We start from the raw sequence: 17,673 nt of genomic DNA, 5'->3' as shown, positions 1-17,673 counted from the left end.
GAACTTCTCGGCCATCACGGCAGTGGATAGGGCTTGTTGTTGACCATCACCAGGCCTTGCAACGGGATGGTGACGGCCCGGATACCGACGGCGGCGACCGAGTTGACCTGGACCGTGCCGCCCGCGCTGAGCATCGCGGCGCCGACCGCCTTGAGGTTGAGCGCCCCCATCGCGTCGACCGTCACCGCCCCGCCCAGGGACTTCAGGTTGACCAGTCCGCGGCCCTCGATGTTGAGGAGCCCACCGCTCTTGATCGTGAGACTCCGGCGCGCGCTGAGGGTGAGGTCCGTTCCCGCCTCCACCGACACCGCCCTGCTGCCCTTGATGGTGACGGACCCCTTGCTGTCCACCGTGATCTCGGTCTTCGTGCGGTCGAGGTTGATGGTCAGCTTGTCGTTGCCGGAGGCGATGCGCACGCCCTGCTTACGGGCACCGGTCTGCTGGCTCAGCAGGTCGACGCGATTGCCCTTCCGGTCGGACAGGGTGTGGCGGATCGCCTGCTTCTTGAGCCCGTCGTGCAGCGGAACGTCACTGACGACGGTCGGTCTGTCCTTGCCGTTGTAGAGGCCGCCGATGACGAAAGGGTGATCCAGGGCGCCGCGGTCGAAGGCCACCAGCACCTCGTCACCGACGTCGTACGGGAACACCCCGCCGCCGCCCTTCCCGCCCAGCTGCACGGTGCGCGTCCAGTCGCTCTCGTACAGGTCGTCGAGCCAGGGGAACTGCAGCTTGACCCGGCCCTGCTTGAGCGGATCCTGGACGTTCGTCACCAGGGCGTTGGCCACGCTCGGCAGCTTCGGCGTGGTGGCCGTACCGCCTCCCGAGGTCAGGCCGTACAAGGAGCGCCACTGCCGGCCGCTGACGGTCACCCACGTCCGGTAGGGCTCGTCGTTGCCGAACTCGTGCCGTACGGAGGTGACCGTGTACTGGCCCTCGAAGGGCTTGCCCACGTCGGTGAGCGCGATCGGGACGCCGGGGCGCAGTTTGGGGTTGCCCCAGACCACGACCTCCAGCTCGGCGAAGGACGACGTCACGTCGTCGGCCAGGGCCTCGGCGGCGAACTTGACCTCGGGCTGGCGGTCGTAGGGCGTGTCGGTCTCGACCTGTTTGGCGGGCTTGAACTTCTTCGCGGTGTCTTTCGGCGTGATGCCGATGGCGAACCCGGCGTTGGCCGTGGCGGGCGCCGTCGCGGTGAGCTTCTTCTTGGTCCCGACGTCCCAGCCGCGGGCCTCGGTCTTGGCGACCTGGTCGGCGGAGGTCACCGCGGCCCGGCAGCGCAGCACGTCGACGCCGCCCTGGAGCACGAAGGGACTCTTCTCACCGGGTGTGCTCGTCGAGGGCGCTCCGGACGCCGGGTCGGGCTTGACGAACTGGAACCTCCCCTGGGAGTCCAGCGACATCACCATCTCGTTCTCGTCGGCGAGCCGGGCCAGGAAGTCCCAGTCGGTGACGTTGGCCTGGCTGATGAACTCGTACACCGTCCGGGTCGGCCTGACCTTGGCGCCGACCGGGATGCCGTTCATGGCGACGAGCTTGCGCACGATGTCGGAGGCCGTCTGGTTGCGGTAGGCGGCCACCCTGCGCTGGCGCATCAGACGGTGGCCCAGGTCGTAACCGCGCACGACGGTGAAGGTCCCGGTGCCGTCGTAGTCGGTCTCCATACCGGTCACCTCGCCGGTCAGCAGCGGGGAGGAGGCCCCCTGGCCGTCGGCCACCGGCGCGAGGACCACCTCGGTGCCGCACTGGATGCCGAGGTCGCCGAGGACCAGTCGGTCCGGGTCGCGGAAGGTGAGCCGGAACGCGCCGGGCACCCCGGCCCCGAGGTCGACCCAGCAGCCGACCAGATCGGAGGCGATCTTGTCCGGGAGCGGGCTGCCGCCCACCGTGACGTGGACGACGCTGGAGTACGAGGCCTGCACCATCAGAGACCGACCTCCTCGGCGGCCGGAAGCACGAGCTCCGTACCGTTCGACAGCCGGGACGGGTCGTCGATGCCGTTGACCTCGGCGATCGCACGCCAGGCGGCCGCGTTCCCGTACTCCCGCCAGGCCAGCGACTGCAGTGAGTCGCCGGCCACGACCCGGTGCACGCGCTGCGCGGTGAGCGCGCCCGACGTCGGGTTCTGGCCCTTGGTCTTGCTGGGGATCTCGTGCAGGTGCACCTGGCAGGTGGCACGGATCGGCACACCCGTCGTGCCGAAGAGCGAGTAACTGGCCTCCACGGAACCGACGTACGCGGTGAAGCGCGCGGTCGAGAACGACCCCCACTGGAAGACCACCCACGGTGTGGACGGCTGCTTGGCGGCGATGCTCTTCGTCGTCACCTCGCAGCAGGAGAACAGCGACTCGACCTTCTTCAGCACCGTGTTGCTGGTCGGGTCGTCGGAGGAGTCGAGGAAGATCTCGACGGTCAGTTCACGCGGCTCGGGACCCATGAACTCCGGGAGGGAGCCGTCGCGCACGGCCGCGGTCGGAGTGGTCTTCCACCGGGCGCGGCGGCTCAGGGAGAGCGTGGAGGGATTGAAGTCGAAGTTGAACGTCTTGATCAACGCGCCCGGTGTCGTGCTGTGGCCGATGGGCGGCTCGTGGATGGCCAGCGTGGCACGGACGAGACTCTTGCCCGCACCGCCCTTGCTGCCCTTTCCTGCCTTGCCTGCCATGTTCTTCGCCGTCCCCTAGTCCCTGAAGTCCCCGAGTTCCTGACCTTCCCCGGTCCGCCCCTAGTCCGTGAAACCGTGGTGGGTGATCTCCAGGACCTCCGTGGCCACGCCCGGACTGGCCGGGTCCAGGGACGGCCCCTGCCAGCTCACCGGCAGCACGTCGATCAGCCCCCAGCGCGCCACCTCCGAACCGTCCGCGCGCAACGCCGCGATCTGCGCGGTGGGTCGTTCGACGCCCGTCGTCACCGACGAGATCCAGGCGGCGACCTTGGAGGTGTCCGGGGTGAGCGGCCGGGTCAGGCGGATGTTGGAGAAGGTCACGCGGGACGGAAGCTGCCACACGAACCCGTTGTTGCCGCCCTCCTGGCGCTGCTCGATCTCCACCTGCGACGAGAGTCCCTCACACCCGTTGAAGTAGCCGAGGCTCTCGCCGTCGATCGTCAGGGTGAAGAAGATGGTGGATCCCGGGTCGAGATCGGTGGGCATCGGGGGTGGGCCTTTCTCGGAACGGACGTGCGGGGTGGGGGAGATCAGCGGCGCGGATCACGCAGCCTGCCGATCCGCTCGCGCTCGAGGCGGAGTTCGGTCCGCAGCAGGCGGGTGATCGGACCGGCCAGCTTGTGAGTCAGCTCGTCGATCTGACCTGGGGTCAGAGCTCGCGGGTTGAAGTCGACGGGGGTGTACGCGGGTGGGGCCTGCTCACTCTCCATGCCTCTGTTTCCCGAGGACGAGGGCGAGGACGGGGGTTCGCTCGCGGAGTACGCGGGCGGGGGACCGGACGGAGGGGGTGGCGGGGGCGGCGACGTCGCGTTGACGACCCGCTGGACATGCGGAGTGGCGAGAGGTGTTGCGGGGTTCGGGGCGGGCGGAGTGGGCGCAGCCGCGGAGGCCCGCTGCACAGGGAGCGCGAGGGGCGCAACGGCGGGAACGACGGCGAGGGGTACGACCGTTCGGGGCCTTGACCCCGTGGTGGCGCGCGAACTCGTGCTGCCGGGAGCGCTGTTCGGGCTCGACGGCCGCCGGACCGGAGTATTGGCGTGGCCCCCGTACGGCGTAGGCGCCGCCGCCGGCTGTGTGGACGGGTCGGCCGAGGCGTACCGCCCCACGGGTGTGGGGCGTGCGGCGGCCGGCGGGAGCGGCGTGGGCGTGCCCGGAGCGGTGAGGCGCTGCACGACGGGGTTGTCGCTCCGGCCCGCGGTACCGGCGACGGCGACGGGCAGGCCGTCGGCGGGCAGCGCGCGCGACGGAGAGGTGTGAGCCGTCGAGTGCTGAACCGCCCCGCGACCGCGGGCGGTTGTGCCGGAGGTCGGCGCCGGAACCGGTGTGCCGGCCGCTCGCTCCGGAGCGCCGTGCTGTGTTCCCGAGAGCGGGAGCGACAGGACGCCACCGGACGCCTCGGGCGCGGTGGCGAGTGGCTGTACGACGGGGGCACCCAGGCCGAGCCGCTGTACGGGTGTGCCGTGCGGACGGGGGCTCGAACCGGGACGGGGAGCGGTGTGCTGCGACGTCGCCGCCCCCGAAGGCGCGGGTGCGGAGGCTTCGGGCTGCTGCCGGGTGGAGGACTGCCCGGCCGACGCGGACGGAGCCGCGCCCAGCCGCAGGTCCGCACTCAACGGTGCGACGGACGACGCCTGTTGACTCCGGGGCGCCGGACCACCGCCGGGCTCCGCGGGCGTGGCGTCGACCGACCGTTGCACGGCAGGTGCGGCGGGACCGACGGAACGGACCGGGGCGGGAGGAGCGCCGGTAGGACGCGGGTCGCCGGCCGCTGTGGGGTTCGTACGCCCGGCGCCGGGACGTCCCGCCGCAGGGACAGGGGCGCCGGGCGCGGGGGCACCCGGAACGGCCGACGTCGGCGCACCGGGCGCCGGGGAGGCCGTCGTCCGTTCGACCCTGGGTCGCGGCGACGATGGGGCGCCGGATGCGGGGCCGGGGGCCGAGGCAGGCGCGGCAAGGCGCTGGACGGCGGGGGTACCGGCTACCGCCGCTCCGGCACCGGGTGCGGACGCGCGGCCGACGGGCGTGGCGGGGCCTCCCGGACGGGTGCCGGTCACCGAGGGGCCGGGCGGCTGGACGACTGAGGGCACGGTGCCCGCGGTCGGTGACCCCGGGATCGTCGCGTCAAGAGCGGGGGAGCGTAGGGGAGTTCCGGCCGTCGCCCGGCCCCGCACCGAAGGAACACTGACAGGCGATCGATCCGCAGCGGGGGTCGGTGAGTTGAGCCGCTGGACGACAGGAGCGCCGGGCCCCGCCGAGCCGGCCACGGGGGCGAGTGCACCGGCGGCCGAGGGCGGCCGGGAGCCGGCCCGTGTGGCCGGATCACTCCCACCGCCCGTCCCTCGATCGGGCACCGCTGACCGGACCGTGGCACCGGTGGTGCCGGGCAGCCCCGCACCGGCCGTGGAAGGCACCGGCCCCGAAGTGCTGGGACGCCGGAGCACCGGCCCGCCGCCGGGTGCGGTGCCCCCGGTCGCCGGGAAGCGCTGAACGGCCGGAGCCGTCGCGGTCACGGCACCACCGGGCAGCGGCGCGGCCCCGGTGATGCCGCCCTGCGGCCCCGGCGCGGCGCCCCCGGAGCGTTCCGCGCGCGGGGCGGCCGGCCCGCTTGACGAACCGCCGCCGCCCGGACGCCCGTTGGCGGGTGTGGTGCGGCGCAGGGGTACGGCCGCGGGGGCGGTCCTGCGCTGGACCGCGGTGGCCGGTGGCGCGGCGGGCAGGGCCGAGGTCAACGCGCGTGCGGGGGCGAGCGCGCGTACCGGCGGACGCGACGGCACCGTCGGGGCGGACGACTGCTCGGAGCCGTTCCGTGCGGGAACACCCTGTCGGTCACGGTCCGCACCCGGGGCGTCGGACGAAGCCGGGATCGAGGCGGCGGAGGCGACGGCGCGTTGCACCGGCAGGTCGTCACCGGAAAGTCCGGACCGGGGACCCGGCGCCCCGGCCGAGGGCGTGACGGAGGAGGTTCCACCACCGGGCGCTCCGGGTCGCACCGCCGGGGTTCCCGTTCCGCGTACCGGCGCGGGACGCCCCGAATCCGGCCCCGCTGCGGGCGAGTCGAGCCGCACGGGCGGAGCCGCATGCGATGCCGGGGAGGACAGGGGCGCGCCCAGGGCGGAGCGCCGCCGCGGCGTGCCCGCGGCCGGGACGTCGGCCGGTGGCTTCGGCGGGGCGGACTCCGGGGGCGGGCCGCCGGCCGGCGGCGCGCCGGGCACCGTACGCCGTGTTCCGCCGGACGTACGACGCTGGACCGGCAGGCCGGATCCCGTGGTGGCGCCACCGTCCGAGGGCCGTGGGACGGACGCGGAAGAGGCGGCCTGTCCCGCGTCCGCCGAGGACCCGCCCGGCGCCGGGTCCGCGGAGCCCGCGACCGCGGGAACCGGTTCGGTGGAGAAGGGGGCCGGTCCGGTGGACATGGCCGGCGGGCCGGACACCGGAGAGACCATGGTGGGCCCGTCCGGGGAGGAGTCGTGCGGGGAGAGGGAGCCGGACCCGGTCCCGCCCGCGGCCGACGAAGCGGACGCACCCACCCGCTGCGCCGAGGGGCCGGTCGCCGTACGTTGCTGCACGGACGGTGTCACCACCGGCAGCGCCCGCCGCTGTACCGAGGGCCCCGCCGGTGCCCTGGTGAGCCCGGTCGGCGCCGGAAGCGGGGTGGCCGCGGGCGGTACGGCGGTCACCCTCGGGCCCACGGGCCCGGTCGCGGTGCCCGGGAGGCTCGCGTGCCGCACGGACGGCGCGCCGACGCGGTCGGCCGTCTCCGCGGGTGTCGCCACCGGCAAGGAGAGCGAGGGGAGTTCGAGGCCGGAGGCGGGCAGCGCCGGAGTGGCGAGCACGCCGCGCACCAGCCCGCCGGGCGCGCCGTCCAGCACGGCGTGCGAGAGCGTGCCGGTGAAGGACGGGTTCTGCCAGGTCGTCAGCCGGCCGCCGAACCCGGAGTCGGCGACGGAGCCCCGGCCGGCGGTGGCGCGCTGGATGGGGGGCAGCGAGGGCCAGGCGGCAGCCCGTACCACGCGGGCTCCGGCTCCTTCGCCGACATCGCTCGACCCGGGTCCCGTACTCGCAGACGCACTGCCGGCCGCCCTCGGAGCCGTGCTCTCACCCGGAGCCGGAGCACCGGCCGGGCCTGTGACGGACGCGCCGCTGGTGCCCCGGTTTCGCCCGCCGCCCCGAAGCCGATCAAAGACGCCCACGTCGCGTCACCTCTCCCCGGCGCCGCGATGGACGAGTGCCGCGATCTGTTCCGTGTAGCGGCGCCGGTCGCGGTGTTCGAGGTCCAGGATGGTCTCCAGGCTCCAGTGGAAGTGGTAGGCGATGTACGCGATCTCCTCGTGGATGCGGTCGGTCGCGTACGTCACGATTCCCCCAGGCGGCTCCCGCCGAGTTCGACCTCGAACGGCTCCTCGCAGTGCGGGCAGGTGACGGCGGCACGGGTGTGGCCCTCGGCGTTGACCTGGCGGTAGAAGTCCTGAAGGAACGCGAGGTCGGAGGCGAACATGTTCTCCACCACCCCGTCGTGCACCAGGGGCAGTGTGCCGAGCCGGGTGATGACCCGGCCGAGGAGTACGACGGACAGGTACGCCGGGTTCTCCTGTACACGCATGTCCCTCAGCGGGATCAGCTCGTCCCGTGCGGTGGCGAGCCGCATCACGCCGAGGCGGTGCACGGTGCCGGAGTCGTCGACGTACCCGCGCGGCAGCTCGAACTCGAACTCGGTGCGCAGGGGTTGGGGTGTCGCGGCCGCGGCCGGGGCCGGAGCAGCGGTCTGCTCCGGCCCCGCCCAGGCTTCCGCCTCCGGCACCGGGTCGGCGACGGCCGCGGACGCGGCCGTCCTGGAAGCCGTACGGCGCATTACTCGATGACCAGTTCTTCGAAGGTGATCGTGACGGTCTCGGTGAGCGCGGCGGCCTCGCCGGCCTTGACGGTGCTGGTGTCGATCTTGCTGCACCAGGCGTTGCGCATGTTGTACCGCTTGACCGGGTTGTTCTGATAGTCCATCACCATGATGGTCGCGTTCTTGCGGGCGGTGCTCATCTGACCGGCCACCGACTCGGTGATCCACTGGTTGAAGGCGGCCGACTGGGTCATACCGCGCACCACCGTGCACGTGCCGGCCTTCTTCACACCCGGCAGCTTCTTGGTGACGGGGATGCCCTGGGACGAGACCTGCTGGTACTCGATGACGTCCTGCTCGATGCTGAGGCCGCTGACCTCCGCGAGGTACTCGACCATGACACCGTCGATCTGCAGGCCGAAATTGTGCGATGTGAGGGCGTCACCCGGCTGGAGACTCATCTGTTCTCTGTCCTTCTGAGGGTTCTGGTACGTACGGGAAGCGGCGGGCGACCGCCGGGACGGTCACGTGGGTGCGGGCCGCCGGCGCGTGAACTACTCCTCCAACTCGCCGTTCCCGCTGGAGAACTGGGCGAGCCGGAAGATCACGAATTCGGCGGGCTTGACGGGCGCGATGCCGATCTCGCAGATGACCCGGCCGAGGTCGACCGACTCCGGCGTGTTGGTCTCCTCGTCGCACTTGACGTAGTACGCCTCCTCCGGCCGTGAGCCGAAGAGGGCACCGCTGCGCCACTCGTTGACCAGGAAGGCGGACACGTTGCGCCGGATCCGGGCCCACAGCGCGTGGTCGTTCGGCTCGAACACCACCCACTGGGTGCCGATCAGGATCGACTCCTCCAGGTAGTTGAAGTACCGGCGGATGTTGAGGTAGCGCCAGGCCGGGTCGGAGGACATGGTGCGGGCGCCCCAGACGCGGATGCCGCGGCCCGGGAAGGCGCGGATGCAGTTGACACCGATGGGGTTGAGCAGGTCCTGCTCGCCGCGGGTGATCTGCAGCTCCAGGTCCACCGCTCCGCGTACGACCTCGTTGGCGGGAGCCTTGTGCACGCCGCGCTCGGAGTCGTTGCGGGCCCAGATGCCGGCGACGTGACCGCTCGGCGGGATCATCCTGGTCTGGCCGGTCGCCGGGTCGAAGGCCTTGATCCAGGGGTAGTAGAGGGCGGCGTACTTGGAGTCGTAGCCGGCCGTCTCCTGACGCCAGACGCGGATCTGGCGGGCGTTGAGACCCGGCGGCGGGTCGATGACCGCGACCCGGTCGCCCATCAGCTCGCAGTGCGCGATCAGGCCGAGCTGGACGGCCTTGACGGCCTCCAGGTCGATCGCGCCGCGCTGGTAGGCGGCCATCAGGTCGGGCACGGCGACCATCGACACCTCGTCCACGGCCTCCAGGCCGCCGAAGCCGGTGCGGTCGGCCGAGTCGCCGAGGTACTGCGCGGGGCCGGGGTGGCCGTCGCGCTCCTCGGCCGGGACGGCCGGTGCCGAGGGCGACGGGGCGGCGAGCGCCACCGTCTGGTTGTCGGGACGGACCAGCTGCGCGGCGGGCGCGGCCTCCTGCACGGCGATGAGCTTGGAGCGCTCCTTCACCTGCGTGACCACGTAGTTGCGGCCACCCTTCTTGGCGGTCACGTCAAAGGTCTCGACGGCCTTCTCGCCGTCCTTGACGATCAGCCTGAACCGCTCGGCGGGGCCCTCGCCCTCGGGGTCGGCGACCTCGACGCTGAGCGAACCGCCCGCGACGGCGCTGACCGTGAAGGTGCCGAGCTGCTTCGGCTCGCCGGGCGGCAGCGCGGCCTGTGGCGCGGACCCCGTCACCGCGGCCGGAGCCGTCGCGTCGCCGTTCACGCCACCGGGTGTCCCGCCGACCCTGACGACATAGGCGGCGGAGCCACCGTTGTTGAAGAAGCCGTAGACGGAGTGCGCGAGGTAGTACCCGTCGGTGAACTCACCGAAGGCCGCCACGTACTGCGTCCAGTTGGTCACCAGCGTCGGCTCGTTGAGCGGCCCCGACGGGGCGAGCCCCACGAAGGCCGCCACCGAGGTGCCCACACCCTCGATCGGACGAGAGCCGCTGGCCACCTCCTCGACGTAGACGCCCGGCGACAGGTAGGACGGCATGCTCTGCTCTCCTCGGGGTACGAGATGGGACGTCATCACCCTCACGCGCGAAGCGCGTCTCCCGAAACGTCCTGGGGTACCTGTCCGGGGGCAGTTCTGTTGCCCGCAGGGGCACCCCGACGTGCCGTCCGCGCCGTTGCCCTCACCGTTGCCCCCGAGTGCGTTCCCCGCGGCCCGCTTCATCCGGTAGGTCTTGGAGGCTGCTGCACCCGCGTTCGAGGGGAGTCCCAGTGCACGCACAGGACAAGGACACCGACAAGACCCGTGGCAGGGCGGGTGCGGCCGGTCCTGCCGCACGGGCTGCCGCCCCGGGGCCGGCCGGCCGGCTCCAGGTGCTGCAGCGCGCCGCGGGCAACGCGGCGGTGGCCCGCGCCGTCGCGGAGCAGCGCCACGAGCACGACGCGAACTGCGGCCACGGGCCCGCCGTACAGCGCTCCGCGGTGCACGAGGTGCTGCGCTCTCCCGGCCGGCCGCTGGACGCACCGCTGCAGGCCGAGATGGAAGGCCGCTACGGCGGCGAGGACTTCAGCGGCGTACGTGTCCACACCGACGCGGCGTCCCAGCAGGCGGCGGCGGAGATCGGCGCGAAGGCGTTCACCTCCGGGGCCGACGTGGTCTGGGACGGCCAGGACAAGCACGTCCTCGCCCATGAACTGGACCACTACCGCCAGCAGAGCCGTGGTCCCGTCCCCGGCACCGACAACGGCTCAGGCCTGATGATGTCCGACCGCGGGGACTGGGCCGAGGTCCAGGCGGAGGAGAACGCCCGGCGGGTGATGAGCGGGGCGCCGCCGGTGCAGCGCGCGGTCACCGACGGCACGGGCGGGAACGGGTCGGGAGCGGCGTCCGCGGCACCGGCGATCCAGCGCACGGTCTGGACGTACAACGGCAGCACCCGGACCCACGACGGCATGGGCGGGCGGCAGTCGGGCGTCTGGCAGGACGAGGCCGACCCGGACCGCACCGCCACCTCGGCGCAGCTGGGTGCCGGGACCGGTGCGCATCACGGGGACAAGTACGACGACGCCACCGGGCGTCACTTCGGCAGCGGCAACGTCGCCTTCTCGCAGCGCGGCACCATCCCCGACACGCCACAGGCGCACCGGGACGGCACCGCGTACAGGGAGCGCGAGGCCCATGTACGCAGAGCGCTGGTGGAGACCAAGAGGCGGCTGGCCGCGGCCATCACCATGGTGAGCGCGAGCGCCGCCCCCAGCGGCCGGGTCCTCGACGCACTCCGGTCCGGCTTCCCCGCCTTCCAGCGGGCCACACCGCAGCAGATCCAGCCGGTCCTGTCCCATGTCGCCGAGGTGCTCCGCCGGATCCAGACGGGTCTGGACGCGGAGGGCGCACAGATCGCGCTGGCCGGGGAGACCGCCTGGTACGACCTCGGAGCGCTCGGGTCCAACCAGGCCAACGTGGCCGGATGGGTCGCCCCCACCGTCGGCGAACGCCTCAGCCCGCACGACATGAAGAGCGAGCAACTGCCGACCATGGACGCGGGGCGCGAGGGCCCGATCAACCTGCGGCCCGTCGGCGAGAACGTCTGGTACATCATCCACGAGGCCACGCACCGGTTCGCCGGCACGCTCGACTACCAGTACAGCCCGTACGAGCACGAGCTCAACGAGGACCGGGCCGACGTGGGAACGGCCCAGACGCTGGGATGGAGTCAGCAGGAGCTCGCGGAGTACTCGGCGGACCGGCTGGGCAAGCGGGCCGCCCGGGACGCGGACCAGTACACCGGCCAGGACGAGTCGGCCCATCCCGCGAAGCAGCTGAACTGGTACGCCATGGGCCGGCGGGCCCTGATGAACGCCGACTCCTACGCGCAGTTCGTCTTCGTGGCGACCGGGGGGACGCTGCCCCGGCGCTGACGTCCGCGGTACGGGCGCGGTTGTCCGCAAGGGCACCCCACCTGCCTGTTCGTCCGGCGACGGTACCCCTGTGACTCCTGACCGCCGCCATCACCGCGGCTAGCGTTCCGACGGTGAGTATGTGGACCTCTCTGGAACCCGCGTCCGCGACCGTGGACCCGGGCGCCAGCACGCGTGTACGGCTGCGCCTGCGCAACACCGGCGACATCGTCGACGAGTACCGGTTCGAGCCGGTGGGTGATGTGGCGCCCTGGACGACGGTGGAGCCGCAGACGCTGCGGCTCTATCCGGGGACGACGGGGACGGTGGAGCTGACGTTCGCGCCGCCCCGGACCCCGGACGCGGTGGCGGGCCCGAACCGGTACGCGGTGCGGATCACGCCGACCGAGCACCCGGAGGCGACGACGGTTCCCGAGGGGAATCTGACGATCACTCCGTTCTCCGAGGTGCGGGCGGAGTTGGTGCCGCCGACCGTCAAGGGGCGCTTCCGTGGGCGGCCCAGGCTGGCGATCGACAACCTGGGCAATACGAAGCTGACGGCGTCGGTGAGCGGGAGTGACAACGGGGATCATCTGTCGTACGACATCCATCCGAGCAACGTCCAGATCGAGCCGGGTCGGGCCGCTTTCGTCAGGGCGACGCTGCGGCCGCGGCAGATCATCTGGTTCGGGTCGAAGGAGCAGCGGCCGTACTCCCTCGCCGTGCAGCGGTCCGGGATCAAGGCTCAGCCGGTCGAGGGGACTTATGTGCAGCGCGGCTTCCTGCCCCGCTGGCTCGCCACCTTCCTGGGCGTCTTCATGGCCCTCGCCCTCACCTTCGTGATGCTGTGGCTGGCGTACAAGCCCCAGGTCCGCAGCGCCGCCACCGAGAAACTCCAGGAAGCCGGGATCAGTACCCTTCCCGCGCCCACCCCGAGCCTCCAGGCCGCACCCAGTTCGGCTCCGGCTCAGGAGCCGACTCAGCCCCGGGCCCAGCAGACGCCGGAAAACGGCGGCGGTGGGGGAGACGGCGGTGCGGCCGCCAGTCCCAGGGCGACGCAGAAGAAGGCGACGGGGCCGCTGCCCGCGTCCGGCGTCGTCCTGCGGAACGTCACGACGAAGAAGTGCGCCGACATCCCCGGTTACGACAAGGGGCAGTCGACCGGGCCGGTGCGGGAGTTCGTGTGCGACGGCACCGACCACGACAACCAGCGCTGGAACCTCGAAGTGCGGGAGAAGGGCGGCGGTCCCGAGAAGTCGGACCTGTTCCAGATCCGCAACGTCAAGGACCAACTGTGCATGGACCTGCCCGACTTCGGTGCCAAGCCGCCGCGGACAGGAGTGTTCGAGTTCCAGTGCGACGGCACGACCGCCGACAACCAGCTGTGGTGGCTCGACAAGCAGAAGAGCGGCCACTACTGGATCCGTAACTACGCCAGCAACCACCTGTGTCTGGACGTCTCCGGGTACAGCACCGGCGGCGACGACACGCCGCTGACGATCTTCTACTGCAGCAACACCGACGACCAGGAATGGGACATCGTCCACCCCTCCTGACCTCGCGTACGTCGACCTCGTTGCCACGGAGGGCCGTTCGGGCCGTCGGTAGAGGGCAGCCGGCCGCAGCCCTTCGGGCACCTACCGTGCCCCGGCGCCTGCTGACGGGAGACCGTCCGCGGCCATAGCGTCGACAGGTGAGCCTTTGGACTTCGCTGGAGCCTGCCTCCAGCACTGTGGATCCCGGTGGCAGTACCAAGGTGCGGCTGCGCCTGCGCAACACCGGTGACGTGGTGGACGAGTACCGGTTCGAGCCGGTGGGTGATGTGGCGCCCTGGACGACGGTGGAGCCGCAGACGCTGCGGCTCTATCCGGGGACGACGGGGACGGTGGAGCTGACGTTCGCGCCGCCCCGGACCCCGGACGCGGTGGCGGGCCCGAACCGGTACGCGGTGCGGATCACGCCGACCGAGCACCCGGAGGCGACGACGGTTCCCGAGGGGAATCTGACGATCACTCCGTTCTCCGAGGTGCGGGCGGAGTTGGTGCCGCCGACCGTCAAGGGGCGCTTCCGTGGGCGGCCCAGGCTGGCGATCGACAACCTGGGCAATACGAAGCTGACGGCGTCGGTGAGCGGGAGTGACAACGGGGATCATCTGTCGTACGACATCCATCCGAGCAACGTCCAGATCGAGCCGGGTCGGGCCGCTTTCGTCAGGGCGACGCTGCGGCCGCGGCAGATCATCTGGTTCGGGTCGAAGGAGCAGCGGCCGTACTCCCTCGCCGTGCAGCGGTCCGGGATCAAGGCTCAGCCGGTCGAGGGGACTTATGTGCAGCGCGGCTTCCTGCCCCGCTGGCTCGCCACCTTCCTGGGCGTCTTCATGGCCCTCGCCCTCACCTTCGTGATGCTGTGGCTGGCGTACAAGCCCCAGGTCCGCAGCGCCGCCACCGAGAAACTCCAGGAAGCCGGCGTCAGCACGCTGCCGCCCAGCCCCTCGGCGTCCCTCCCGCTTCCGCCGCCCTCGATTCCCCCGCAGGCCCCCACCCAGGAGGCGGCCCCTTCTCCGACCGAGAAGTCGGCCGGTGGAGGCGACGGGGGCGGCGGCTCCGGGAAGAAGAAGGAGACCAAGCCCACCGAGGTGACCGCGGCGACCGCGGTCACGCGGCTGGCCGCGGACGACCCGGGCGTGCGGCACATCTGCTACCGGGCCTACGAGACGGGCGAGGGCTGGCAGAAACCGGTCTGCGACGGCGCCATGGCGGGCACGGTGGGGCAGAACCGCCCGATCAAGTCCCTCAACCTCGCCGTGTCCGGCACCAAGGGCATGAACGGCAACGAGTTCGTCCACGAGAAGGAGTGGCTGAACCCCTGGACGGGCGTGGCCGACGGTGTCGACCTGTACCTCGGAAGCACCAAGGCGGACGACCCGTACATGCTGGCCTTCGGTGTGAACGTGACCGAGGGCGGCATCTGCCAGAACGCGCACGTCCATGACCAGTCGTGGCTCGGTCTGCAGTGCAGCACGCCCCCGAAGTACATCCTCGGCGGGACCTTCGACCAGTCGCTCTGGCTCGAAGCCGTCAAGTTCACCGTGTGACACGTCCAGTGTGTGACATGTCGGCGCCCGGCCGGTTCACGAGGAACCGGCCGGGCAGCCGGGCGTTTCGCGACGGGCCGGACGACCGGCGCCGGGGTCCGCGGTACGGAGCTACCAGGTGCCCTCGCCCGGCACCAGCCGGCCCGCCTTGCGGTACTCGCGCCGTGCGCCCTCCAGCAGGTCGGCCGTGGTGACCTCCGCACCACGGCCCGCGGCCGTGTAGGCGGCCGTGACGACGGCACTGCGGATCGAACCACCGGCGAGCTCGAACTCGCGGGCGACACCGCGCGGGTCGATGTCGTCGGCGCGCGGCACATGGGTCAGGGCGTGCCGCCACAGAGCCAGTCGCTGGTCCGCGTCGGGGAACGGGAAGTCCACCACGAGGTCGAGGCGCCGGGTGAACGCCTCGTCGATGTTGGCGCGCAGGTTGGTCGTGAGCAGCGCGATGCCGTCGAAGGACTCGAGGCGCTGGAGCAGATAGGAACTCTCCATGTTGGCGTAACGGTCGTGCGCGTCCTTGACCTCGGACCGTTTGCCGAACACGGAGTCGGCCTCGTCGAAAAGGAGGACGGCATCGGTGCGGTCGGCCTCGGTGAAGATGCGTTCCAGGTTCTTCTCCGTCTCGCCGACGTACTTGTCGACGATGGAGGAGAGCTGCACGACGTAGAGGTCGAGGCCGAGTTCGGCGGCGACGACCTCGGCGGACAGGGTCTTGCCGGTGCCGGAGTCGCCGGCGAACAGACCGAGCACGCCTCGGCCGCGCCCGCCGCCCGCGCTGAGCCGCCACTCCCCGAGCACGCGGTCGCGGTGGCGGGCACGCAGGGCCAACTCGTGCAGTTGCAGGAGCGGTTTGTCGGGCAGGACGAGGTCGTCCCAGCCCACGTCGGGACGGATCCGGCGAGCGTGCCGCTCAAGGCCGGAGGCGGACTGCTGGCGGGCGGCCAGGCGCAGATGGGCCGCGGTGAGCGCGCCTCCGTCGAACGCGGCGAGGTTCCGCGCGGCGTGGGCGGCGCGCACGATGCGGTCGCCGCCGAGCCGGTACGGCGCGACGACCGGCGCGAGGTCGAACCCGGGTGCGGGGTCGAACCCGGTCGGTCGATCCGGAAGAGTCGCGGTGTCCGTGGTCCGCTCCGGTGCGGGCGCCGCGTCGTCGGCCGGTGCTTCCCAGGGCCCGGCCTCGGATCCGGACTCCACGCCGAGGGCCGTCGCCCACGCCTCCACGGCGCCGGCCCGCAACCGGGGCGCGTCGAGGACGAGCGGATCACGGTGATCGCACCAGTGCGGATCGTAGGGGCGGGGATCGGTGAACAGGACGGACACGTCCTCCACCGCCAGTGCCCGCATCAGCGGCGCGGGGTCCTCCGGCAGCGGGGACACGACGATCGCGCAGTCCCGCAGCCGCGCCTCGCGCAGGAGTTCGGCGATCGGCTCCTGTGCGGCGGTCCCGCCGGGGGTGAAGTGGAGCGACTCGCGTCCGGACCGGCGCAGGGCGGCCGCCGCGCAGGCGAGACCGTCTCCGGCCCGGTGCTCGCGCAGGTACACGGGGAGCCGGACACGGTTCAGCCGGTCGGCGAGCCGGAGGAGGAAGCCCTCGTCGTACCGCTCGCCCCGCACCGGAGCCCGCAGCCTGCGGACGTGGCCGCTCAGCGCGGCGTCGAGGGTCTCGTCGCCGAGCAGATGTGCGATCAGTCGGTCGGGGACACGCAACGACCGGCTGAGGAAGGGGCGTTCGGGTTCCTCGACCACGACGAGTCCCAGCGCGGACAGCGGAGCCGAGGGATGGAACCGGGCCCGTGCCGCGGGCTGGTGCGCGGGAAGTCCGCACAGGTCGAGGGCGAGTCCTGTGGTGGCCCGACGGCGGCCGACGTCGTCGTTGAGGTAGCCGTACAGCGGCTCGAAGGTGCGCTCGAGGTCCGGTGCGAGAGCGATGAGCAGGATACGGACGTCCAGTTCCGTCAGCCCGAGGCGCGCGGCGAGCAGGTCCAGCCGATCACCCCGCTCGGGTCCCCATTCCTGGGCCACGGGTCCCTGCCCGGCCGCCTCCAGGAGATGCCGTACCGCCTCCTCGGACAAATAGAGGCCGCGCAGCGGGTCGGCCGCGGTGGGGTCGGTGGCGCTGCGCTGCTCGACCAGCAGGGCGACGCGCTCGCGCAGCAGGGACAGGCGCGGGAGGAGCGCGTCGGCCGGATCCCCGGGCCCCTCGGTCGGAGCGGGGGAGGTAGCGACGGCCTCCGGGACACGCGGGGTCACTTGGTCCGCTTCTCTCCGTCGCGACGGCCCGCGGCCGGGGGATCCGAGTCCGGCACGGTGCCGGACGCCCGAGTGCCGGACGTCGGAGTGCCGGCCGTCGCAGTGGTGCCCCGCGCGGTGCCGTCCGGTGCCGGTGCGCTCGTCAAGTGCCGTGCCCGGTGGTGCCGTTCGGGCGAGCCCTCCAGCGTGCCGTCCATGCCGCGGACGCGTACCGCGGCGCCCTCCGTGACCGGCGGCCCGGCGTCGTACTCCGGGAACGCCGGGAACGGCGCGGTGACCACCAGGTCGAGCGAGGGCTTCAGTTCGCCCCCGAGCGCGGACCAGATCTCGGCCAGGGACCGTGACTCGGTGTGCAGGCCCGCCACCGTCAGCGGTACGGACAGGCCCAGCGCGCCGAGCGCGCCCGGGAGTTGCTCGGGGGGCAGGACTTCATGGGGGAGCAGCGTCGCCAGCACGGCGGACAGCAACCGGTGTTCGTCCTGCGGCTGCTTGGTCCAGGCCGTCACCAGATAGGACAGCCGGAACCATCGGGGCGGCTGGCGGCGGCGCAGCACGACACCGCGCTCGTCACGCACGGCCATGGCACCGCGTTCACGGCGTCTGACGTCCTCACGGATGTCGTACAGATACGTGTTGATGGCGGGCGCGTTGCGCCGGGCCGCCCACTCGCGGGTCGGCGCGTCGAAGGAGACGTCGATGCCGGAACCGGCCAGGGCACCGCTGTTGAGCAGTCGCCTGAGGACCTCGTCGACCTCGTGAATCACCGTCGTGCTCCCGCCGCGCCGTGCTGTGCCGTGTTGTGCCGTGTTGTGCCGTGTGCCCGCCGTGCACCAGCGTGTTCCCGTTCG

Annotated in this window: 13 protein-coding genes; 3 read left to right on the top strand and 10 right to left on the bottom strand. The window is 72.2% G+C overall.

Annotated elements, in window-relative coordinates:
* Positions 1–14: 14 nt before the first annotated feature.
* The 8 genes from OG199_RS02780 to OG199_RS02745 form a co-directional block, all read right to left on the bottom strand.
* A complete protein-coding gene (locus tag OG199_RS02780; RefSeq protein WP_405827700.1) occupies positions 15–1,922 on the bottom strand; it encodes a VgrG-related protein in 1,908 nt (635 codons plus the stop codon).
* Positions 1,922–2,659, bottom strand: coding sequence for a LysM peptidoglycan-binding domain-containing protein (locus OG199_RS02775; RefSeq protein WP_266707392.1), 738 nt, complete (start codon positions 2,657–2,659; stop codon positions 1,922–1,924). Before OG199_RS02775 ends, OG199_RS02780 begins: the two co-directional genes overlap by 1 nt.
* 60 nt (positions 2,660–2,719) lie before the next feature.
* Positions 2,720–3,145, bottom strand: coding sequence for a phage tail protein (locus OG199_RS02770; protein WP_153286961.1), 426 nt, complete (start codon positions 3,143–3,145; stop codon positions 2,720–2,722).
* A gap of 44 nt (positions 3,146–3,189) precedes the next feature.
* Complete coding sequence (locus tag OG199_RS02765; RefSeq protein WP_356805321.1) at positions 3,190–3,369, bottom strand: hypothetical protein; 180 nt, start codon at positions 3,367–3,369, stop codon at positions 3,190–3,192.
* A 3,486-nt stretch (positions 3,370–6,855) separates the two neighbouring features.
* Positions 6,856–7,014 carry a DUF6760 family protein gene (locus OG199_RS02760; RefSeq protein ID WP_194280490.1) on the bottom strand — a complete coding sequence of 53 codons (159 nt, stop codon included), beginning with the start codon at positions 7,012–7,014 and terminating at the stop codon, positions 6,856–6,858.
* Positions 7,011–7,508, bottom strand: a complete 498-nt coding sequence (locus OG199_RS02755; RefSeq protein ID WP_405827697.1) for a hypothetical protein — start codon at positions 7,506–7,508, stop codon at positions 7,011–7,013. Before OG199_RS02755 ends, OG199_RS02760 begins: the two co-directional genes overlap by 4 nt.
* Positions 7,508–7,951, bottom strand: a complete 444-nt coding sequence (locus tag OG199_RS02750; protein ID WP_153286958.1) for a phage tail protein — start codon at positions 7,949–7,951, stop codon at positions 7,508–7,510. Before OG199_RS02750 ends, OG199_RS02755 begins: the two co-directional genes overlap by 1 nt.
* A 93-nt stretch (positions 7,952–8,044) precedes the next feature.
* Positions 8,045–9,625, bottom strand: a complete 1,581-nt coding sequence (locus OG199_RS02745) for a phage tail sheath subtilisin-like domain-containing protein (protein ID WP_356805327.1) — start codon at positions 9,623–9,625, stop codon at positions 8,045–8,047.
* 230 nt (positions 9,626–9,855) lie between these two features.
* Between OG199_RS02745 and OG199_RS02740 the strand changes: the two genes are divergently transcribed.
* The 3 genes from OG199_RS02740 (at position 9,856) to OG199_RS02730 (ending at position 14,575) form a co-directional block, all read left to right on the top strand.
* Positions 9,856–11,502, top strand: a complete 1,647-nt coding sequence (locus OG199_RS02740) for a DUF4157 domain-containing protein (RefSeq protein ID WP_405827694.1) — start codon at positions 9,856–9,858, stop codon at positions 11,500–11,502.
* Between the two features lie 113 nt (positions 11,503–11,615).
* Positions 11,616–13,037 (top strand): RICIN domain-containing protein, encoded by a 1,422-nt coding sequence (locus OG199_RS02735; RefSeq protein ID WP_405827693.1) that lies wholly within the window; start codon positions 11,616–11,618, stop codon positions 13,035–13,037.
* A gap of 137 nt (positions 13,038–13,174) precedes the next feature.
* Positions 13,175–14,575, top strand: a complete 1,401-nt coding sequence (locus tag OG199_RS02730; protein WP_401804525.1) for a hydrolase — start codon at positions 13,175–13,177, stop codon at positions 14,573–14,575.
* A gap of 111 nt (positions 14,576–14,686) precedes the next feature.
* On the opposite strand, the gene OG199_RS02725 is transcribed toward OG199_RS02730, so the two are convergent.
* Positions 14,687–16,825 (bottom strand): ATP-binding protein, encoded by a 2,139-nt coding sequence (locus OG199_RS02725; RefSeq protein ID WP_405827691.1) that lies wholly within the window; start codon positions 16,823–16,825, stop codon positions 14,687–14,689.
* On the bottom strand, positions 16,822–17,589 hold the full coding sequence (locus OG199_RS02720) for a DUF4255 domain-containing protein (RefSeq protein WP_405827689.1): 768 nt from the start codon (positions 17,587–17,589) through the stop codon (positions 16,822–16,824). The genes OG199_RS02725 and OG199_RS02720 overlap by 4 nt, the downstream gene beginning before the upstream one ends.
* Positions 17,590–17,673 lie beyond the last annotated feature (84 nt).

Source organism: Streptomyces sp. NBC_01176 (genome assembly GCF_045039825.1).
Lineage (GTDB): Bacteria > Actinomycetota > Actinomycetes > Streptomycetales > Streptomycetaceae > Streptomyces.
Note: the sequence above shows the minus strand (reverse complement) of the source record. Positions and strands in the feature narration are given on the sequence as shown.